This is a genomic window from Caulobacter sp. HJHS_5, assembly GCF_056683955.1.
Genome location: NZ_JBWZNC010000002.1, coordinates 422,061 through 440,003, shown reverse-complemented (window position 1 = coordinate 440,003; position 17,943 = coordinate 422,061). Strand labels below are relative to the sequence as shown.

The following is a 17,943-nucleotide window of genomic DNA, read 5'->3' as shown; positions in this document are numbered from 1 at the left end:
AGTTTGACCCGCATCAAGGTAGGATCGCGACAGCAAGACATCCTGCCGAGACGTCGCCAGCTGCCGCCACGGCGATCTCCGGAGCCTGAAATGATTGTTGACCGCGTTGTCTTGGCTGTTCTTGGCGTTATGGTCGTTGCGGGCGTTGCCCTCGCGCAGCTCGTTCATCCCTATTGGATCGCGCTTACGGTCTTTGCTGGTTTGAACGCCGTGCAAATCGCCATCAGCGGCTTTTGCCCCTTGGGGGCCCTGCTGAAGAAGGCCGGGGGCAAGACCGGACCGATCTTCGAATGAGGTCCGCGGGAAGCCTCACTCTGTTCGTGATCCTGGCCGGTTTCAGTCTCACACTGGTCGCGGCCGCAGAAGCGGCCCAAGGGAATCCGGATGTCGCCACTTCGCTTGCCGAACGCGGCTACGTCTTGGCCTCCGCCCGCTGTGCGGCATGCCACGCCCTGACGGATGTGAACGCTTCGCCCAATGGAGGTGCGCCGAGCTTTCCGCAGATCGGCTTGAATTGGCCCGGCCGCACGCTCGGCTACCGGATCGCCTTCGTAACCCGAAACGGCCATTACTCCATGCCGCCCCGTCCGTTGGATCAGAACCAACGCGTGGCGATCGCGGCCTACATCCGTGAGGCCGCCGATCGCGTCGAGCGGGACAGGGGGAATTAGAAACCCGCCGCCAGGGCGATGCGCATCAGGTCGGAGAGATGCCGGGCGCCGGTCTTACTCATCAGGTTGGCGCGGTAAATCTCGACCGTCCTGGGGCTGATCGCCAGTTCGTGAGCGATCACTTTGTTGGCCTTGCCCGCGACGACGCCCTGGAGCACGTCGCGCTCTCGCGGCGAGAGGGTTGCGATCAGGGCCTTCGCCTCGACGTCGGCCGTTCCCCCCTCGCGATCCAGCGTACGCGCTTCATTCAACGCCCTGATCAGGACCTCGTCGGAGAAAGGCTTCTCGATAAAATCGACGGCTCCCGCCTTCATCGCTTGAACCGCGAGGCCGATATCGCCGTGGCCGGTCATCACGATAATCGGCCAGGTCACGGAGCGTCCCTTGAGTTCTCGAACCAGATCGAGGCCGGAAATCCCCGGCATTCGAACGTCCGTGACAACACATCCGCAATCGCCAGGCCTGATCGCGTCGAGGAAGGCCGACGCCGACGGGTAGGTGCGGGTCGGCAGCCCTCGCGCTTCCAGCATGAACGCCAGCGAGTCTCGCATGGCGTCGTCGTCGTCGACGATGTGAACCGTCCGGCTATTCGGCATCACCCACCTCTGAGGCTTCCGGGAGACTAAACACAAACCTTGTCCCGCCCGAGGTCTGCGGCTCCGCCCAGATGCGGCCGCCATGCGCTTCGACGATGGTGCGGCAGATCGAGAGCCCCACACCCATGCCGTTGGCTTTCGTTGTGACGAAGGGTTGGAAGAGACGGCTGGCGACCTGTGCGTCGATGCCAGGACCGTTATCCGAAATCGCCACTCCAACCATGCCGTCCCAGACTGCAACCTCGATATCCAAGGCTGGGGCCTCCGTGGTCTCGACGGCCTCAAGGGCGTTGCGGATCAAGTTCAGGGCGACCTGTTGAATCTGAATTTTATCGACGAAGACGAGCCCCGCGGATCGATCGAAGCGGAAATTCACGCGCACGCCACGTTCCTTGGCGCCGACCAATCCGAGGGCCGCAGCCTCCTGGATCAGTGTAGCGGGATCCTCGAGGGCATGATCTGTTTCCCCTTTGGCCACAAACTCACGCAGGCGCTTGATGATATCGCCTGCCCGCAGCACCTGTTCGCCAGCGCGGTCCAGCGCGGCCTTCAGCTTGTCGAGATCGGGGGCGCCCGCTTCCAACATGAATGACGCGCCGCGAACGTAATTTGTCACCGCGGCAAGCGGCTGGTTCAGCTCATGCGCCAGCGACGACGCCATTTCACCCATGGCCGTCAGGCGCGATACATGCACCAATTCGGACTGTAACTCCTGAAGCCGGCGTTCCTGGTCGCGACGCTCGGTGAGGTCCCGCACAAATCCGGTAAAGAACCTCACGCCATCGACATTGGCCTCACCGACCGCAAGCTCCATCGGAAAGGTCGAGCCATCCTTGCGGGCGCCGACGACAATGCGCCCGATGCCGATGATCCGCCGCTCGCCGGTCGCGAGGTATCGCTGAATGTATCCGTCGTGGTCCTCGCGGTAGGGCGAGGGCATGAGAATGTTGACGTTGCGGCCGATGACCTCGCCGGCGGTCCAGCCGAACAGACGTTCGGCCGCCGCGCTGAACGAGCGCATCACGCCCTGGGCGTCGAGGACGATCATCGCTTCCGGCACGGTGTCGAGCACCGACTGCAGATGCGCCTGGCGAGCGGCGGCTTCGCCGCGATCGCGGCGGCGGCGCTCGCTGGCTATGGCCAGCAACGGTCCGACAGCCAGGAACACGGCTGCGTCCAGCAAATTCCCCGGCGTGAAGAAGCGATCGCCCTGGTTCACCGAGGCCGCAACGAAACTCAGGCCAGTGGCGAACATCGTCGGACCGCCGCCGCCGAGGACGGCGCAGCCGATGAGCACCGGCAGATAGAGGATGTAGGAGACGTGACCTTGCAGGAACGGCGCGAGGAGAGCTTGAACAAGATAGGCGAGCGCCACTCCGCCCAGGGCCACGCCGTAGCCCCTACGCATGCCGCGCACACCCCAACCGCGCGATGCATCGGCGAAGAGCTGTCTGACCATAATGGGCAAGGCCTCCCTCTCCCCTCATAGCACAGCTTCGGGCTCTCCCTGCGCCCGCCATCACGCTAGAGACCAGCCGCACTCTCGAGCGCCGAACGATGGACGACACGGACGCGGCGAAGACCTTCCAGTCGAAGAACGCGGTCGGAGATAAGCTGCGACATCATCCGTGAGACCGTCTCAATCGTCAGCCCCAGGAAGTCGGCCATGTCCTGGCGGCCCATGGCCAGGTCGAACACCTCGCCCCGGCCGCGGTCGGAAAGATCAAGCAGGAAGCTGGCCACGCGTTCGCAGGCCGAACGCCGGCCGAGGACCATGAGGTGATCCTGAGTCCGCGCTAGTTCCCGCCGCGTCGCCTCGACGATCTGGCGTTCGAAGCGGGCGCCCTCCTCGCCATAGAGACCAAGGGAAGAGAGTTTGATGACCAAGACCGTGACCGTCGAAAGCGCTTCCGCGCTGTAGCGATGCTGGCTCGCGGGTTCCAACCCGAAGATTTCGCCCGGGTAATAGAAGTCGCCGATCTGGCGTCGACCATCTGACGTGAGCCGCTGAGTGCGAACCGAGCCGCTGATCAACCGGTAAACGAGATCGGCGTCCTCCTCCTCACCGTAGATTTCCTCGCCGGCGGCAAAGGTCATGCGCACGCCCAAGGTCGGCGTGGCGGGTGTAAGTTCGGCGCGGTCCGCGGCGCCCAAACGGTGATGCAGCATGGCTTCCTCCCGATGTCTGGAGGAATCTTTCCCGCAGGCGCGCCGCGTCGGAAATTCGTGGCCGTCCCCTAAGTAGTCGTACGGAGGTGGAGATGCGCCAGATCAAGGCGAGACAGGCGGACAGCCTGCAGGCTCTGCCTGTCACTCACAGGAGGCAGCCATGAAAGGCTTTATCGCAGACCTTGAGGAGCTTACCGAGCACAACGATAACTTCCGCAAGGTGCTCTACACCGGAAAGAACCTGCAGCTCGTGCTGATGTCGCTGCAACCCGGCCAGGAGATCGGGATCGAGACGCATCGTGAGCACGACCAGTTCTTCCGCGTGGAGAAGGGCAAGGGCGTTATCGAGATCGAGGGCGTCCGCACCCGCATCAAGGGCGACTACGCCGTCATCGTGCCGGCCGGCGCGCGCCACAACTTGATCAATACCGGCGACAAGCCGCTGCGGGTCTACACCCTCTATGCGCCGCCGGAGCATCGCGACGGCCTCGTGCAACGCGAGCGGCTCGACGCCAAGGGTTTCGTCGAACATTTCGACGGCGTGACCACCGAATAGTCGGCGCGGCCGGCCCCCAGCCGGCCGCTCCCTGCCCTAACTCGCGGCGGCGCCCAGTCGCCGGGCCTTGCGCAGCATGGTCTCGCGCCTCCTCGGGGAGGCATCGACCATGCCGATGATGGTGCTCCGAACCGGCCGCAACCCGCAGATCATCAGAATCCCCCGCGTCACCGCCTTCAGCCCCGGGGCGTCGAAAACCAGTCGGAAGATCGGCCCCGGCATACCCATGGTGACGAACACTCGGGCGGAACGGCCCTTGAGAAGCCCTTTTAGGCCGGGCCCCTCGCCACCCAAAGCAAACCCATAGCGAAACACCTGCTCGAAGAAGGCCTTGAGAACCGCTGGCGGCCCGCCCAGCCAAAGCGGGTAGAGCACCACGACATGGTCCGCCCAGGCGATGGCCTCCTGCGCGGCCTTGGCGCCCGGCGAGGCTTCGGCGGTGAACTCCCCCATGGAGTGGATCGCCGGAAGGTTCAGCTCGCCGACGTCGATCCTGCGGATCGCATGTCCGGCTTCAGAAGCCCCTGTGAGATAGGCAGCGGCGAGCGCCGCCACGAAGCGGGCCCCGCTAGGGTCAGGGTGTCCGTTGATCACGACGATCTTCTTGGCGCGCATGGGGCGACTCCGCGGGCTGGGCGGAAGACAGGAAGCCAGGGGTCGGACGGCGCGCCTTGACCCGGCTCAATTGAGGCTTCGGCGGGCTTGATGGCGATCAATGCCTCTCCGCAGCGGCGGCGGATGATCTTCGCGAAAGGAGTCCGCCATGACCTACAAGATCTTGCTTGCCCTTGCCGACGGAAGCCAAGCCGACCGGCAGACCTTGGCCTTTGCGACGGAGTTGGCCGGCTTGTGCGCCGCCCAGGTCCAAGTCGCCCCCGCCGCGACCGATGTCGCCGTTGAGATGGTCGATTTCGGAACGGCGATGGGGGCGCCGTTCACCCCCGGCGTCATGGAGGCCCTGGCCGCCGACAAGACCTCGCGTCTGCAGACGATCGAACAGGCCTGTCGCGAGGCCTGCCGCGCCCGCAACGTCTCCTACGCGGCGAGCGGCGGCCTTCCCCGCCTAAGCGTCGTCGACGGCGACCTCACGCCCTGGCTGAACCTCAGCCGCCGCGTCAGCCTGGCCGACCTGGTGATCGTGGGACAGGAATATCTCAGCGGCGAACTGCACGTCCGCGGCGTCCTCGATGATCTGCTGCTGCGCCTCCGTGCGCCCGTCTTCCTCGCCCGCGGGACCGCCGACAGCTTGGTCGGCACGGTCGCCGTCGCCTGGGACGGATCGCACGAAGCCGGCCGGGCCGTGAAGGCGGCGCTGCCGCTTCTGCAGCGCGCCGGCCGCGTCGTAATCCTGCAGAACAAGCCGGGAGTCAGCGACTTCGATCACGATCCGGACCCGCAGATTCTGGCGGAATATCTCACCCTCCAGGGCGTGTTCCGCACCCATGTGCATTTCGCCGCCGCCGGCGGCGAGGCCGAGAGCCTGCTGGCGATGGCGGGGGAGGAAGACGCCGATCTTCTGGTTGCCGGCGCCTACGGCCACCCGAAGGTTGTCGAGCGGCTGCTGGGCGGCGTGACGCAGACCCTTGTCGAAGCCGTGGTCGGCCCGAGCCTGCTGCTCGCGCATTAGAATGCGCCACCTGTGCCGCGCGGGGGCGGGCATCCTTGCGTCAGCCATCATCGCCCTTCCGCCGCTCTCGGCCCAGTCCCAGACCGAGGTCCAGCGCCGAGGCGCGAGGCTTGCAGCCTGGCGGTGCGCAAGCTGCCACGCCGTGGCGAGCGAGGTGCAGAGTCCGCTGCCGTTCGCGCCACCGTTCCGCGACATTGCCCAGCGCTATGCGGACGGCGGCCTTGACCGTCGTTTGACCGGCCTACGGGAGGGGCATCCTCTGATGCCCCCCGGCGATCTGCAGCCAGACGAAGCGCTCGATCTTTCCAGCTACATCGCGACCCTGGCGCCCAAGCCGCGCCCTCCGCAGCCCAAGGTTTCGACGAAGCCTCCGCAGGATTGACGCGCCTCAAAGCGGCTTCACCAAGCGGGCGCACACTGGCCTTACACCTCGGAGGACAAGTTATGTCGATGCTTGTGCAGTCTGAGCTACCCCGCCTGCTGGGCTTCGCGGCGGTCGCCCTGCTCAACCGCGATGCGGCCCGCGACGCCGTCCACGTCCTGATCCACACCAATCCCCACGCCGCCTCAAAAGCCCAGCTCTACAGCGAATTGGCCATGCTCTGCAGCCAGCGGATCAGGCGGACCTCGCTCGACCAAGGCTTGATACATGTGGACGCCATCGCCGAGGTGGCGCCGCGGCGGCGCGCCGAGCTGTTCCTGGCCGAGCGATGCGGCTTCTTCGCCGCACAGGCGGGCAGGATCGTCCGCAGCCTTCCTGACCAGCAGCAGGATCTGGCGGCCTGACGCGCGCCGATGCTTGCGAACCGCGGAGACGACCATGAAACACGCCATCATTATCACCCATCCTTCGGCCTCCAGCTTCACCCAGAGCGTCGCCAAGGCCTATGAGACCTCCGTCAAGGAATTGGGCCACGAGGTGGTCGTGCGCGACCTTTACCGCCTTGGCTTCGACCCCTGCCTGAAATCCCCGGAGCGCCCGGACGCCGGGCGGTACAGCGAACCGGCCGATGTGGCGGCCGAGCACGCCCTGCTGGCCGACTGCGATGTCTTCGCATTTTTCTACCCGATCTGGTTCGGAACCCCGCCGGCGATGACCAAGGGTTACGTCGAGCGCGTCTTCAACCACGGCTTCGCCTTCGACGCCTTCCACGCCGGCCGCAGCGAGCCCCTCCTCAAGGGGCGCCGCCTGATCAGTTTCACCTCCTCCGGCTCCACCAACGCCTGGCTGGAGGAGCGCGGCGTGTGGCTGTCGCTACGGACGGTCTTCGACGACTACATAGCGGCCGTCTGCGGCATGACCGTCGTCGACCATGTGCATTTCCCGTCGGTCACCGAAGGGCTGGATGGACGTTGGGTGGCGGAACACCTGTGCAAGGTGCGCGCGACAGTCCGCAAGCACTTCTCTACACCGCTCGCGGCTTGATCCCCATCAACGCGCCGAGCTGACGGAGGGCGATGATCAGTCACCCGCAGACCTGCGGAGCGCAAGGAGACCGATCATGAACGACAAGTCGCTTAAGGCGCTCGTGGAAGCCGAGCTGGACTGGCAACCGAGCATCGACGCCTCCGACATCGGCGTCGGCGTTGAGGACGGTATCGTGCGGCTGACCGGCCGCGTCCCCACCTACGCCCAGAAGTTCGCGGCCGAGGAGGCCGTCAAGCGCGTCAAGGGGGTGCGCGGCGTCGCCGATAATCTGGAGGTGCGCACCACGGCCGCGCCCTTCAGCGATGAAGCGGTGGCGACTCGCATCGCCAATGTCCTCGACTGGAACGTCTCAGTCCCGACCGGGGCCGTGCAGGTCAAGGTCGAGGGCGGCTACGTGGTGCTGACCGGCCAAGTCGACTGGCAATATCAACGCGCCGCCGCCGAACGGGCCGTCCGTCCCCAGCAGGGTGTCCGCGGCATTCAGAACCGGATCACCGTGCGCCGCCACGCCCAAGCCAGCGACGTCAAGCACCGCATCGAGGCCGCCCTGCAGCGTCAGGCCGATGTCGACGGCGACAACGTGCGTGTCTCCGTCGAAGGATCGACCGTCCGGCTCGACGGCAAGGTGCGAGGCTGGACGGCGCGTGACACCATCGAGCGCGCGGCCTGGGCCGCGCCTGGCGTCACCAAGGTCGAAGATCACGTGGTCATCGGCCTCTGAGCCGAGCGGAGCGCCGCCCTCGGCGGCGCTCCAACCTTCAGGAGGCGCCTCAATGCAACGCTTGAAAGACAAGGTGGCGATCGTCACCGGCGCGGCCGTCGGCCTGGGACACGCCATCGCCCTGCGTATGGCCGAGCAGGGCGCCCGGGTCGCTTTGCTGGATCTGCACCCCGATGGTGCGCTGGCCGAGCCCCTCGTCGAGCGGGGTCTCGACGTCACGTCCTGGCGCTGCGACGTCGCCGTGGAACTGGAAGTCGAAGGCGCGTTCTGGCGTGTCGCGGAGCACTACGGCCGCCTCGATATCCTCGTGAACAACGCCGGCGTGGCCGGGGTCAGCAAGCCCACACACGAGTTGACCGAGAACGAATGGGATCAGGTCCAGGCCGTCAACGTCAAGGGCGTCTTCTTCGGGGTCAAGCACGCCATTCGATACATGCGCCGGGCGGGCGGCGGCTCGATCATCAACCTGAGCTCGATCTACGGCCTGGTCGGAGCGCCGGACGTTCCGGCCTATCACGCGTCCAAGGGCGCGGTTCGACTGATGACCAAGACCGACGCGCTTTTCTATGCGCCGGATCGTATCCGCGTGAACTCAATCCATCCCGGCTTCATCTGGACACCAATGGTCCAGGCGCACCTCGCCGATCAGGGTGATGTTGGGGCAGGCCGAGCCGCCATCGAGGCCCTGCATCCTCTCGGGCATTTGGGGGAAGCCGATGACGTCGCCTGGGGCGCTGTCTACCTCGCCAGCGACGAAGCGAAGTTCGTGACCGGCGCCGAACTGGTGATCGATGGCGGCTATACGGCTCGCTAGTCGGTCGGCGCCGGGCCGGCCGCGGCCCTCCCGGCGGCACGGTTCACCGAGGCCTTGAGCTTCGAAATCAGCGCAGCCCTCTCCACGTCGCTCGCGTGCTCCAGCACGGCGTCGAGCGTCAGGAGAAGGTCGGCCCGCGCATTGTGCCAGTCGAGCGAAGCCGCCGCGCCGGCGGGCAACCTTGGCGCTGCGGCCTTGAGGACCTCGGCCGTCGTCGGCGCGAGGTCGAAGGCTTGATCGAGCGCCGGGACCACCATCTGCTCGGGCCTGAAGCCGCAGGCCACCAGGCGCTTTCTTAGGGCGGCGCTGGCCGCCGGTTCGCCGTGATCCAGAAACACCGCGCCTCGCACCGGCAGGCGGGCGCTCGCCCAGGCGGCCAAGGCCGTGGCGTCCGCATGAGCGGAGTAGATGTCCAGCTGGCGTATGCGCGCGCGCACCTGAACGTCTTCGCCCTGGATGCTGACGCGCTGCGCGCCCTCGGCGAGAAGACGCCCGAGCGTTCCCTTGGCCTGGAAGCCCGTCAGCAGCACCGTGGTTGCCTGGCGCCAGAGTAGACGCCTCAGATGGCGGCGGATGCGTCCCGCGTCGCACATGCCGCTGCCGGCCATGATGATGTGCCAGCCTCTTATCCGCTCGAGACTGTCGCTGTCCGCAGGCCGGTCAAGGAAGCGCAACCGGCCGGAGGGCCGGATCTCCTCGAAGGGATTGCGCTCCAGGGCGGCGTTCCAGCCGCGACGGAGGAAGACGTCGGTGGCCTCGATCGCCAGGGGCGAGTCGAGGAAGATGTCGGCCGCCGGCGCCTCGCCGGCCTCCATGATGAGCAGGAGGTCGGACAGAAGTTCCTGGCTGCGTTCGAGCGCGAACGCCGGCATCAGCAGAGGACCGCCAGCGGCATAGGCCGCGCGGAGCTCCTCGGCGAGGACGGCCCGCCGCGCGACGCTGTCTGTCGTCGCACGCTCTCGGTCTCCGTAGGTGGACTCCAGAACGATGTGATCGAACCCGCTGGGCGCCTGGGCATCCGGCAGAAAGTCGCTGCCGCAGGGCCCCAGATCGCCGGAAAACAACGCCCGCACGACATTGTCACCGATCCCGGCCTCGACGGCGATCGAGGCCGAACCGAGGATGTGGCCAGCCTCCCAAAATGTCGCCGAGATGTCCGGAGCAATCTGGACCGGTTCACGCAGCTTCACGCGGCGGAACTGCGTCATCAGGCGCTCGGCGTCGCGCTCCGTATAGATCGGTTCGACCAGCGGTCGGCCGCGACGCTGGTTGCGACGGTTGAGTTGACGCACCTCGCTCTCCTGGATGCCGCCGGCGTCCGCCAGCATGACGGCGCTCAGGTCCCGCGTCGCGGCTGTGGCGTAGACCGGCCCTTTGAACCCTTGACGCATCAATTTCGGCAGCAAGCCCGAGTGATCGACATGCGCATGGGTCAGGAGCACGGCGTCGATGGCGGCCGGATCGAAGGGGAAGTCGCGATAGTTGAGCGCCCTCAAGGTCTTAGAGCCCTGAAACATGCCGCAGTCGATGAGCACGCGGGTCCGGTCGGTGCGCAATTCCATGCAGGATCCAGTGACGCACCCGGCGGCGCCCCAGAAGGTCAGCTGCGGCTTCATGGCGTCTCCCTCTTCGAGGGCTTGTAGACCCAATGACGCTGGCCAGACTTGCGGCGGATCAAACCTCTTGCGGTCGATCCAGGCGACAGTGGAAACCCAACTCCAAGGACTGCCATGCTTGGCCCTGTCGCATCCCCGATCTATCCGGCATCCGAACAGGCTGCTCCGCCCAATGGGGCTCAGACTGCGTCCGCGGCCTACCGCTTGGCGGCCCTGGATCAGGATTTCATTCTGGGATCATCCATGCGCGGGGTGCGCTTCCTGTTGGAGTTCGCCAAGGCGGAGGAGGCCCTGGTCGCCGCCGGCGTCCACTCGACGATCGTCGTCTTCGGCAGCGCTCGCTGTCGCGAAGACAGCGAGGACGCCGACCAGCGTCGCTGGTACGCCGCCGCCCGCGCCTTTGCGGCGCTCGCCTCGCGGAATGGCGGAGCCTGCCAGCCTCGGACGAGCGGCGCCCTGCGGAACGTGATCGCGACGGGCGGCGGGCCGGGCATTATGGAAGCGGCGAACCGAGGCGCATCAGACGTCGGAGCGCCGTCAATCGGCTTCAACATCAGCCTTCCCCATGAGCAGACGCCAAACCCCTATTCGACGCCGGACCTCACCTTCCGCTTCCATTATTTCGCCATGCGCAAGATGCATCTCGCCATGCGCGCAGCGGCGCTGGTGATCTTCCCCGGCGGCTTCGGCACCCTAGACGAACTGTTCGAGCTTCTGACGCTGCGTCAGACCCAGAAGGCGCCGCCGATCCCCATCGTGCTTTACGACGAAGGCTATTGGCGCTCGGTCATCAACTTCGACGCCCTGCGCGCGCGCGGCATGATCGCGACGGCCGACCTCGATCTATTCAGCTTCGGGGAGACGCCCGAGGCGACATGGAGCGCATTGTTGGCGCGTGGCTTGGCGGAGCAGGCCACGCTGGTCGCTCCTGGGTCTGCGTCCTAACGCGGGCCGGCTGATGTCCGGCTGTTGATCGCGCCGATGGCGAGCGCGCAGCCGCCGACCAGAAGCGCGATGCCGAGGCAGCCGAGCAATAGTCCTCCAGGCATGCCGACGCCGAAGATCATCGAGCCCCAAGGCCACGGCGCATAGCTGAGCAGGCCAACGAAAATGAGCGCGGCGGCTCCGGCCAAGCTGACCAGTACACCCGCGGCCAACAGCAAGCCGTTTCGAAGCCTTTCACCGCGAGCGCCGCGCGCCTTGCGCCGGCCGTCGATCACCGAAAAATGGACCATCGCAGGGCCTCCTTTCCCGGTGAGCCTGCGCTCGCGTCGGCACGACGCCTTGACCGCGCTCAAGCCTCACAGCGCACCGGCAAGGTTTGATCCGGCTCAAGGCCCGATCCCCGCGAGGGGGCAGGATCGTGATCTCACGACGGAGATCGCCATGTCCGCGTCCCGACAACACGCTCGCCGCCCCGTGGCGCGGTCCAAACCAGCCCAGCCGCGACCGGCCAGCAACGCAGAAATTTCCGACGCCTTTTACCGCCTCGCCGAACTCTACGAGCTCCAGCAGGACGAAGCGTTCCGAATCCGCGCCTATCGACGCGCCGCCGGGTGGATCAGACGCATGCAGCGGGCGCTCTCGGGCATGGTGGCCCGCGACGAAGATCTCAGCGCCCTGCCGACGATTGGCGAAACCATGGCCGCCCAGATTGTCGAGCTCTGCACGACCGGACGCCTTCAGGCTTTGGATGAGGCGGAAGCGCGGACGCCGCCGGGCCTGAGAGTCCTGTCCAGTCTCCCAGGCATCGGCCCGAAGCGCCTAAAGCGGCTGCAGGACTATTTGGCGGTCGCCTCCCTGGAGACCCTCCGGGAAGCGGTAGAGGGCGGCCAGGTGCGTCGGGTGCCGGGGCTCGGCCCCGGGATCGAACGCAATCTGCGCAAGGCGCTCGACACCGACGCCGCCGGACCGACCGCGCGGAGTCTTCGCTGAATGTGCTTCTCGGCCCAGGCAAGCTTTGCGGCGTCGGGTGTTCTCGCGGCCATTGGCGTCGCGACCCTGACCCGCGCCAGCGCGTGGCGGGATCTGCCCCTGGCGGCCATCCCGCTGCTCTTCGCGGCGCAGCAGCTGATCGAGGGATTTGTCTGGCGCGAAGCCGAGGCCGGCCAAGTGGTGAGCTCGGCCTGGGTAACGGCCTATGTGGCGTTCGCCAAGGTGCTTTGGCCGGCCTATGCGCCATTGGCCATACTGCTCGTCGAACCGGTCGCTCAGCGCCGCCGGCTCCTGGCGATCTGCGCGGCGGCGGGATTGGCGATCTCCACCGATCTCGCCCGGGGCCTGGCGACCTATACTCAGTGGGCGGTCCAGGCGGAGGGCCACCTTCGCTACGCAACCATGCAGCCCGTGCCCCTGTGGATCGCGTTCGCCTATGTCGCGGTCGTCGCCGTGGCCCTTCTCGCATCGTCGCGGCCGGCGATCCGGCTCTTTGGCCTGCTCGCCCTGACCGGCGCGTTGATCGGTGCGCTGACGGCCCCCCTCGCCTTCCCCTCGGTCTGGTGTTTCTTCGCCGCCGGCTCGAGCCTCGTCCTCGCCGCGCATTTCCATCGCCGCAAATCAGACCACCGTTTGGCTGCGCCGCGCGCGCAGGCGGCCACTGCTACGTGATCGGAGCCGAATCCATGACCTACTATGTCTCCACCACCCTTCAGGCGCCGTTTGAAGAGGCGGTGGCGCGGGCCCGGGACGCGCTCGCCGCCGAGGGTTTCGGCGTCGTCTCCGAGATCGACCTGGCCGGCACGTTGCGAGCGAAGCTCGGCGTTGAACGTCGCCCCTATCTGATCCTCGGCGCCTGCAACCCTTCGCTGGCGCATCAGGCGCTTGAGCTTGAGGACAAGGTCGGCCTGATGCTGCCCTGCAATGTGATCGTGCAGGATTTGGGCGCAGGCCGTTGCGAGATCGCCGCCATCGATCCGGCCGCCGCCATGGCGGCGATCGAAAACGCCCAACTCAAGGCCAAGGCCGCCGAGGTCGGCGACAAGCTCCGCGCCGCGATCGGCCGCCTTCGTCCCGGGGCATGACGTCGATCAAGGCGCTGGCGCTATGACGCGCTCAGCCTGCTGGGAGGAGGCCAGCCATGAAACACGCCGTCATTCTCGCCCATCCCAACCCCGAGAGCTTCAACGCCGCCATCGCCCGTCGCTGCGTCCTGACCCTCGAGAACCTTGGGCATGAGGCGGTTCTCCGGGACCTCTATGCGATGGACTTCGATCCGCGTCTGAAGCGCGAAGAGGTTTCGGCGGCGCATGGTCGGCCGGCGCCCGACGCGGTGGCGGAGCAGGCCGTTCTCGCCAAGATCCAGAGCTTCATCTTCGTCTATCCCTTCTGGTTCAACGCCGAGCCCGCGATCCTCAAGGGCTATGTGGACCGGGTGTTCAACGAAGGCTTCGGCTTCAAATCGGGCTTCCGCGTGTCGACGCCGCTGCTGACGCACCGCTACCTGACCACCCTCTCGACTTCCGGCGCGCCCGATCACTGGGTTGAATCCACGGGGGCTCTGACCGCGCTCATGAAAACCTTCGATCTGCATGTCGCCGCAGTCTGCGGCTTGACGCTGCAGGACCACATACATTTCGGATCGATCGGGCCCAACCTCGACGCCGACGCGGCCAATACAGTGCTGGACGAAGTCGGTCGGCGGCTGACCGAACTCTTCGGCCCGGCTCCGGGGGCTTCACCCCCATGACACAAAAAGGGGCGCGCTCCGAAGAGCGCGCCTCAGTCGTCTTCCGATCCGTTTCACACCGTCTGGATCGGAATGCTGGTCGCCGCGGCCTTCGCTTCGCGCGGCGCCAGAATGGTCAGAACGCCGTCGGACATCGAGGCGGTGATCTTCTCGGCATCGACACTGCTCGGCAGAGTCACGCGCCGCTCGAAACTGCCGAAGCTCCGCTCCGACACCCGATAGCCCGCCTCGGCGCGCTGCTTGTTCGCCGTCTTCTCGCCGGCGATGGTCAGGACATGATCCTCGACGGTGATCTTGATCTCGTCCGCCGAGACGCCCGGCGTCTCAAGGGTGATCTCGAAGCCGATGTCGGTGTCGCGAACGTCCATGAACGCCGGGACGTCGAAAGCCATGAGGTTGGACCAACTGGCGGACGCCTGATCGACCAAACGGTCGATCTCGCGTTGGATCGGCGCGAACACGTGCTGCGCCGAACGAAGGGCCGGCGTGAACGAATTTTGAGGGGCAGGAGCAGTCATGACGATCTCCATGAGGTTGTGACGGCGCATGATCGGCGACCCAGCGCGCGGCGCCTTGACGGCCCTCAATTCACCGCGGGTCTCAGCCACTCGAGATAGGCCGCGACGTCTTCCGCGGCGGCGTCCGACAACATCTGCGGAGGCATGCTGTAGGCGCCGTTCTTGACGACATCGGCCAAGTGCCGCTCAAGCGAGATCGGGTTGTAGCGCAGCCGGATGTTCCGAAACGGCGGTGCAAACGCCGAAGGGCTGGCGCCCGCGGGGCCCACCGAATGACAGGCCGAACAGTACGTCTCGGCAATCTCCTGTCCTCGTTCGACGGCAACTGATCGCCCATTGTTCGGGGCGCCCCCCTGAGGGGCCGTAGCGACAGCCGCGCAGCTCGCCAGCGCGATCGCTAAGGGCAGCAGAAAGAGTTGGCGCGTCGAACGCATGGGAGTCTCCGTCTTTGACGCGAGGCTTCCACCAAAAGCGATCCATGCCATGATCCAGCGCAAAGCGCGTGGCGATTACGCCGCATCAAAGATATCGGGCGCTAACGGTCGATCCTGAGTCGATGGCACAGATTCCGACAGGCTCAGCCCCTACCGTCACTCCACCGCCGCCAAGGGCGCGCCTCAGGCTTGGCGAGGGCGCAGCCTTCTTCGCAGCCCTTATTCGCGCCGGCCTTGAGGGCGTTGGCTTCCTCTCGAAGCGAGTTGACGGCACGCCATCGCACCTTGAGGACCGCGATCCGGCCCCTGACCCATTTGATCGCTGAATGCCAAATGCCCGTCTCGATTCGGCTCTGCGCCATTTGCAGACCCAGGCCGTGCTCCAGAAACACGACATTGAGGCAGTCCTTGCCAGGACCTCGATCGGTCAGGCTGGAGCTCGGCCTAACCTGGGTGACGCTGACCAAGCTCACCAATAGATAGCAACGACCTCAACATCCAATATGCGAGGAAGCTCGCTTAAGGTCTCAACAACGGCTGCTGACTGGCGTGCAGGTTCGTTTCGCGACAAGCTGGGAAAGAGGGAGACGCCAGCCCTGGCACGCGCCGCGTCGCGAAACTCCAGATTGCGGGCCGGACTGACCATCGCGACGCCGGCGGCAGTCAACGCCTGCTCGACGGCGAAGAAGGCGCTTCGTTGATCGGACGCGGTTTCGGCCAGGTGCTTAATCTGATCGATTTCCCTCTCGACTGCGCTGGTCTGTTCGGCCGTGAGCGTGCGCCCCAGCTCTTCGAGACATAGGTCGACATAGATCCTAAGCGCGTCACGAAGGCGGGTCGCGTTCGTTGAGGCTGGCGTAATGACTGGCGCCGGAAGCGTTCCCGAGATGAACGGCAGCTTTCCAGCAGCGTTGAGCTGCTCGACCAGGTCCGGCGCCATTTGGCTGAAGAGGTCAGCCAGCTTCACCGGCGTCCAAGTGTCGTGCAGGCCGCTTCTAGAGATCCGGCAAAGCAACGTGAATTCAGCGCCGGAAAACAGAACCCGCCGGATATCCTTCCAATAGGCAAGGTGCTCGGTAACCCCTACGATCTCGAGCTGACGCTCCCCCAGGCCCAGGCCTGCGCAGGCATTCCGGTGCACGACATACTCCACACCGGCAATGACGACGACGCAATAGTCCAAGGCGCGCCCTCGCACCGGGATGAGACCCGCCAGCAATCTCTGCAAGATCTTGTTGAGCGGCTCGAACTCCTTGAACGTCGCCTTGGCGTCAGGATTCGCGATCATCTCGGGGAAGTCTTCGACCATCCCCGAAAACTCCGAGACCATGGTACCCATGTGGAAGATCGGATCGGCTGTGAGCCCCACGCGAAACTCGACCAGGGCACCCCGCGAAAGTGCTGATGTCGGCGCAACCACCGAGGTGTCGGCGTTCAGCGTCAAGGCCTCCAGTTTCTTGGCGGCGGAGACCTCTGTGCGTGGCTCGATCAGTTTTAAGCCCGGGAGGTCATGAAGCTCCCGAAACCACGATTGAACGGTGGCCTTGCGCGAGGTTTGCAGGGTGCTGCTGTTGGTCGTCTGGAATTTGGATGTGAGTTCCGCCTTGGCCACCTGGGCGTCGGCTGCGATCTTGGTGTTCAACTCCGCCGTCAACGCGTCGAGCGCCTGCTCTGATTTACTCTCGGTCATCTCACCGGTCTGAGACGACAGCAGGCTTCGCAGGCTGACCTCGTCGAGATAAACGAACTCGCGCAAGGGTGTCGGTGGCCTCTTGGCTCTGACCTTTTCGGCGCGCCCCCTCGCGCGCCAGCGCTTCCAGCGTCGAAAGAGGTTCACGTCGCATCTCCCGATCTAACCGCGCGGTCAGGGCGCTGGGCCATCCGTTCATAGGCTAGGGCGACGTCCTCGCTCGAAATTTCGGCGCGTTGGTCACGCGCGGCGATATGTGCCGCCTCGCTCCAAAGCGACGTCAACTTCGCCGCTGACCACCCCGCGCTTAAGACGGCGATATCAGACAGGGGCAGTTCACCGGTCGTCTTCAACCGACGGGCCCCGACGCGCAGGATATTAAGGCGATCTTGGAGATCGGGCTCGCCAAACTCGATCTCCCAGTCAAACCGGCCAGGACGAGTTAGAGCTGGGTCGAGCGAGTCGATGCGGTTTGTCGCGGCCACGACAAGCACACTCTTGCCGGTGCTGTCGAAGCCGTCGAGCAATGTCAGGAGCTGAGCCACTAGCCGGTTCGAATAGTCGTGCGACGTCGCGGTCCTTCGCTCCGCAAGACTGTCGATCTCATCAAAGAAAATGATGGCTCGTCCCGCTGGACTCGCCGTCGCCGCCTGAAAGAGACGGCGCAGCGTGCTCTCGGTGTCGCCGACCCATTTGCTGACGACGGACGGACCGCTAATCAAGAAGAAGTCAGCTGCGGACTCCTGGGCGATGATGCGGGCCAGGTGCGTCTTGCCCGTGCCCGGAGGCCCCGTCAGCAATATGCCTTTCAAGGGCTTAGCGCCGATCATCTCCAAATTCTCGCGGAAGCGAAATTGGGTGTCGATCAATTCCCGCGCCTGGGCGACGACCGCCGGATAGCCCCCGAAATCCTCGAACGTCAGCGCCTCGGCGCCTGGCTTGACGAGATACTCGGTGAGGATTTCCGCCTCATCGAGACCGAAGTCGCGGCTACGGATGGGCGTGGTCGAGATCAAGCGCAGAACGCCGTCGGACTCGTTGTATTCGACGGTGTTGTTCGTCTTCAGCTCGATCTTCAGGTCGTTGGCGGCCGTGATGATCGAAAGCCCGTTGTCGAGCAGGACGGACCCATCGTCGTCGATGTGCCGTACGATGGCGATCGCCTTGTGTTCGGGCCAGAGCGATTTCTCAGCGGGCTGAGGCTGGCCGTACTCATCGACGAGAAAAACGTCGCCTTTGGCAGGCAGAGGCTCTGGAGCGGTGAACCAACCCGTGCGCCCATCCAGAATCCGCACGTGGACCCTGCCGTCCGTCTCGTCGACGGCCAGGACCTTCATGACCTTACCGGCCAGGCTTTCCGACTCTACGTTCACGCAGACGTTCTCATGTCACGGGTATGCAAGCGTCGCTTTGGTTC

General features: G+C 65.5%; 24 protein-coding genes. 14 read left to right on the top strand and 10 right to left on the bottom strand.

The window, feature by feature from the left end; all coding sequences use genetic code 11:
• Positions 1 to 90 precede the first annotated feature (90 nt).
• Both ACFLIT_RS05810 and ACFLIT_RS05805 read left to right on the top strand, forming a co-directional pair.
• On the top strand, positions 91 to 294 hold the full coding sequence (locus ACFLIT_RS05810) for a YgaP family membrane protein (RefSeq protein ID WP_479910255.1): 204 nt from the start codon (positions 91 to 93) through the stop codon (positions 292 to 294).
• Entirely contained in the window at positions 291 to 671 is a 381-nt protein-coding gene (locus ACFLIT_RS05805) for a c-type cytochrome (RefSeq protein ID WP_479910254.1), read from the top strand. Before ACFLIT_RS05810 ends, ACFLIT_RS05805 begins: the two co-directional genes overlap by 4 nt.
• Here the strand turns inward: ACFLIT_RS05805 and fixJ are convergent.
• From fixJ to ACFLIT_RS05790, 3 genes are all read right to left on the bottom strand, one after another.
• On the bottom strand, positions 668 to 1,267 hold the full coding sequence (fixJ, locus tag ACFLIT_RS05800) for a response regulator FixJ (RefSeq protein ID WP_479910253.1): 600 nt from the start codon (positions 1,265 to 1,267) through the stop codon (positions 668 to 670). The two genes, ACFLIT_RS05805 and fixJ, sit on opposite strands and share 4 nt — an antisense overlap.
• Positions 1,257 to 2,726 (bottom strand): PAS domain S-box protein, encoded by a 1,470-nt coding sequence (locus ACFLIT_RS05795; RefSeq protein WP_479910252.1) that lies wholly within the window; start codon positions 2,724 to 2,726, stop codon positions 1,257 to 1,259. Before ACFLIT_RS05795 ends, fixJ begins: the two co-directional genes overlap by 11 nt.
• 65 nt (positions 2,727 to 2,791) lie before the next feature.
• On the bottom strand, positions 2,792 to 3,436 hold the full coding sequence (locus ACFLIT_RS05790; RefSeq protein ID WP_479910251.1) for a helix-turn-helix domain-containing protein: 645 nt from the start codon (positions 3,434 to 3,436) through the stop codon (positions 2,792 to 2,794).
• A gap of 160 nt (positions 3,437 to 3,596) precedes the next feature.
• On the opposite strand from ACFLIT_RS05790, the gene ACFLIT_RS05785 reads away from it, so the two are divergent.
• On the top strand, positions 3,597 to 3,992 hold the full coding sequence (locus ACFLIT_RS05785) for a cupin domain-containing protein (RefSeq protein ID WP_479910250.1): 396 nt from the start codon (positions 3,597 to 3,599) through the stop codon (positions 3,990 to 3,992).
• 36 nt (positions 3,993 to 4,028) lie between these two features.
• On the opposite strand, the gene ACFLIT_RS05780 is transcribed toward ACFLIT_RS05785, so the two are convergent.
• Positions 4,029 to 4,607: an NAD(P)H-dependent oxidoreductase gene (locus tag ACFLIT_RS05780; protein WP_479910249.1), complete on the bottom strand. Its 579-nt coding sequence runs from the start codon at positions 4,605 to 4,607 to the stop codon at positions 4,029 to 4,031.
• Between the two features lie 148 nt (positions 4,608 to 4,755).
• Between ACFLIT_RS05780 and ACFLIT_RS05775 the strand changes: the two genes are divergently transcribed.
• From ACFLIT_RS05775 to ACFLIT_RS05750, 6 genes are all read left to right on the top strand, one after another.
• A complete protein-coding gene (locus tag ACFLIT_RS05775; RefSeq protein ID WP_479910248.1) occupies positions 4,756 to 5,619 on the top strand; it encodes a universal stress protein in 864 nt (287 codons plus the stop codon).
• Position 5,620: 1 nt separating this feature from the next.
• A complete protein-coding gene (locus ACFLIT_RS05770; RefSeq protein ID WP_479910247.1) occupies positions 5,621 to 6,001 on the top strand; it encodes a c-type cytochrome in 381 nt (126 codons plus the stop codon).
• 62 nt (positions 6,002 to 6,063) lie between these two features.
• Positions 6,064 to 6,405, top strand: coding sequence for a hypothetical protein (locus ACFLIT_RS05765; RefSeq protein WP_479910246.1), 342 nt, complete (start codon positions 6,064 to 6,066; stop codon positions 6,403 to 6,405).
• Between the two features lie 34 nt (positions 6,406 to 6,439).
• Entirely contained in the window at positions 6,440 to 7,045 is a 606-nt protein-coding gene (locus ACFLIT_RS05760; RefSeq protein WP_479910245.1) for an NAD(P)H-dependent oxidoreductase, read from the top strand.
• Positions 7,046 to 7,121: 76 nt separating this feature from the next.
• Positions 7,122 to 7,769 (top strand): BON domain-containing protein, encoded by a 648-nt coding sequence (locus ACFLIT_RS05755; RefSeq protein WP_479910244.1) that lies wholly within the window; start codon positions 7,122 to 7,124, stop codon positions 7,767 to 7,769.
• A gap of 52 nt (positions 7,770 to 7,821) precedes the next feature.
• The gene (locus ACFLIT_RS05750; RefSeq protein ID WP_479910243.1) at positions 7,822 to 8,583 is read left to right on the top strand and encodes an SDR family NAD(P)-dependent oxidoreductase; all 762 of its coding nucleotides are present in this window, start codon (positions 7,822 to 7,824) and stop codon (positions 8,581 to 8,583) included.
• On the opposite strand, the gene ACFLIT_RS05745 is transcribed toward ACFLIT_RS05750, so the two are convergent.
• Positions 8,580 to 10,199 (bottom strand): MBL fold metallo-hydrolase, encoded by a 1,620-nt coding sequence (locus tag ACFLIT_RS05745; protein WP_479910242.1) that lies wholly within the window; start codon positions 10,197 to 10,199, stop codon positions 8,580 to 8,582. The genes ACFLIT_RS05750 and ACFLIT_RS05745 overlap by 4 nt on opposite strands.
• Before the next feature lie 114 nt (positions 10,200 to 10,313).
• Between ACFLIT_RS05745 and ACFLIT_RS05740 the strand changes: the two genes are divergently transcribed.
• Positions 10,314 to 11,144, top strand: a complete 831-nt coding sequence (locus ACFLIT_RS05740; protein WP_479910241.1) for an LOG family protein — start codon at positions 10,314 to 10,316, stop codon at positions 11,142 to 11,144.
• Here the strand turns inward: ACFLIT_RS05740 and ACFLIT_RS05735 are convergent.
• Entirely contained in the window at positions 11,141 to 11,434 is a 294-nt protein-coding gene (locus ACFLIT_RS05735; protein ID WP_479910240.1) for a hypothetical protein, read from the bottom strand. The two genes, ACFLIT_RS05740 and ACFLIT_RS05735, sit on opposite strands and share 4 nt — an antisense overlap.
• A gap of 49 nt (positions 11,435 to 11,483) precedes the next feature.
• On the opposite strand from ACFLIT_RS05735, the gene ACFLIT_RS05730 reads away from it, so the two are divergent.
• The 4 genes from ACFLIT_RS05730 to ACFLIT_RS05715 are packed head-to-tail and all read left to right on the top strand — an operon-like array spanning position 11,484 to position 13,884.
• A complete protein-coding gene (locus ACFLIT_RS05730) occupies positions 11,484 to 12,134 on the top strand; it encodes a helix-hairpin-helix domain-containing protein (RefSeq protein ID WP_479910239.1) in 651 nt (216 codons plus the stop codon).
• Entirely contained in the window at positions 12,135 to 12,806 is a 672-nt protein-coding gene (locus ACFLIT_RS05725) for a DUF6629 family protein (protein ID WP_479910238.1), read from the top strand.
• Between the two features lie 14 nt (positions 12,807 to 12,820).
• Positions 12,821 to 13,219, top strand: coding sequence for a DUF302 domain-containing protein (locus tag ACFLIT_RS05720; protein WP_479910237.1), 399 nt, complete (start codon positions 12,821 to 12,823; stop codon positions 13,217 to 13,219).
• Between the two features lie 56 nt (positions 13,220 to 13,275).
• Entirely contained in the window at positions 13,276 to 13,884 is a 609-nt protein-coding gene (locus ACFLIT_RS05715; RefSeq protein WP_479910236.1) for an NAD(P)H-dependent oxidoreductase, read from the top strand.
• A 53-nt stretch (positions 13,885 to 13,937) separates the two neighbouring features.
• Here ACFLIT_RS05715 and ACFLIT_RS05710 read toward each other — a convergent pair whose 3' ends face one another.
• The 4 genes from ACFLIT_RS05710 to ACFLIT_RS05695 form a co-directional block, all read right to left on the bottom strand.
• Positions 13,938 to 14,402, bottom strand: coding sequence for an Hsp20/alpha crystallin family protein (locus ACFLIT_RS05710; protein WP_479910235.1), 465 nt, complete (start codon positions 14,400 to 14,402; stop codon positions 13,938 to 13,940).
• 65 nt (positions 14,403 to 14,467) lie between these two features.
• On the bottom strand, positions 14,468 to 14,836 hold the full coding sequence (locus ACFLIT_RS05705; protein WP_479910234.1) for a c-type cytochrome: 369 nt from the start codon (positions 14,834 to 14,836) through the stop codon (positions 14,468 to 14,470).
• A gap of 469 nt (positions 14,837 to 15,305) precedes the next feature.
• Positions 15,306 to 16,673, bottom strand: coding sequence for a DUF6414 family protein (locus ACFLIT_RS05700; RefSeq protein ID WP_479910233.1), 1,368 nt, complete (start codon positions 16,671 to 16,673; stop codon positions 15,306 to 15,308).
• Positions 16,670 to 17,899, bottom strand: coding sequence for an ATP-binding protein (locus ACFLIT_RS05695; RefSeq protein ID WP_479910232.1), 1,230 nt, complete (start codon positions 17,897 to 17,899; stop codon positions 16,670 to 16,672). Before ACFLIT_RS05695 ends, ACFLIT_RS05700 begins: the two co-directional genes overlap by 4 nt.
• Positions 17,900 to 17,943 lie beyond the last annotated feature (44 nt).

Coding starts and splice junctions, on each gene's coding strand:
- ACFLIT_RS05715 (WP_479910236.1), top strand. CDS start 13,276: ATGAAACACGCCGTCATTCTCGCCCATCCCAACCCCGAGAGCTTCAAC.
- ACFLIT_RS05710 (WP_479910235.1), bottom strand. CDS start 14,402: ATGACTGCTCCTGCCCCTCAAAATTCGTTCACGCCGGCCCTTCGTTCG.
- ACFLIT_RS05760 (WP_479910245.1), top strand. CDS start 6,440: ATGAAACACGCCATCATTATCACCCATCCTTCGGCCTCCAGCTTCACC.
- ACFLIT_RS05745 (WP_479910242.1), bottom strand. CDS start 10,199: ATGAAGCCGCAGCTGACCTTCTGGGGCGCCGCCGGGTGCGTCACTGGA.
- ACFLIT_RS05795 (WP_479910252.1), bottom strand. CDS start 2,726: ATGGTCAGACAGCTCTTCGCCGATGCATCGCGCGGTTGGGGTGTGCGC.
- ACFLIT_RS05725 (WP_479910238.1), top strand. CDS start 12,135: ATGTGCTTCTCGGCCCAGGCAAGCTTTGCGGCGTCGGGTGTTCTCGCG.
- ACFLIT_RS05750 (WP_479910243.1), top strand. CDS start 7,822: ATGCAACGCTTGAAAGACAAGGTGGCGATCGTCACCGGCGCGGCCGTC.
- ACFLIT_RS05785 (WP_479910250.1), top strand. CDS start 3,597: ATGAAAGGCTTTATCGCAGACCTTGAGGAGCTTACCGAGCACAACGAT.
- ACFLIT_RS05775 (WP_479910248.1), top strand. CDS start 4,756: ATGACCTACAAGATCTTGCTTGCCCTTGCCGACGGAAGCCAAGCCGAC.
- ACFLIT_RS05720 (WP_479910237.1), top strand. CDS start 12,821: ATGACCTACTATGTCTCCACCACCCTTCAGGCGCCGTTTGAAGAGGCG.
- ACFLIT_RS05705 (WP_479910234.1), bottom strand. CDS start 14,836: ATGCGTTCGACGCGCCAACTCTTTCTGCTGCCCTTAGCGATCGCGCTG.
- ACFLIT_RS05810 (WP_479910255.1), top strand. CDS start 91: ATGATTGTTGACCGCGTTGTCTTGGCTGTTCTTGGCGTTATGGTCGTT.
- ACFLIT_RS05735 (WP_479910240.1), bottom strand. CDS start 11,434: ATGGTCCATTTTTCGGTGATCGACGGCCGGCGCAAGGCGCGCGGCGCT.
- ACFLIT_RS05790 (WP_479910251.1), bottom strand. CDS start 3,436: ATGCTGCATCACCGTTTGGGCGCCGCGGACCGCGCCGAACTTACACCC.
- ACFLIT_RS05780 (WP_479910249.1), bottom strand. CDS start 4,607: ATGCGCGCCAAGAAGATCGTCGTGATCAACGGACACCCTGACCCTAGC.
- ACFLIT_RS05740 (WP_479910241.1), top strand. CDS start 10,314: ATGCTTGGCCCTGTCGCATCCCCGATCTATCCGGCATCCGAACAGGCT.
- ACFLIT_RS05770 (WP_479910247.1), top strand. CDS start 5,621: ATGCGCCACCTGTGCCGCGCGGGGGCGGGCATCCTTGCGTCAGCCATC.
- ACFLIT_RS05755 (WP_479910244.1), top strand. CDS start 7,122: ATGAACGACAAGTCGCTTAAGGCGCTCGTGGAAGCCGAGCTGGACTGG.
- fixJ (WP_479910253.1), bottom strand. CDS start 1,267: ATGCCGAATAGCCGGACGGTTCACATCGTCGACGACGACGACGCCATG.
- ACFLIT_RS05805 (WP_479910254.1), top strand. CDS start 291: ATGAGGTCCGCGGGAAGCCTCACTCTGTTCGTGATCCTGGCCGGTTTC.
- ACFLIT_RS05765 (WP_479910246.1), top strand. CDS start 6,064: ATGTCGATGCTTGTGCAGTCTGAGCTACCCCGCCTGCTGGGCTTCGCG.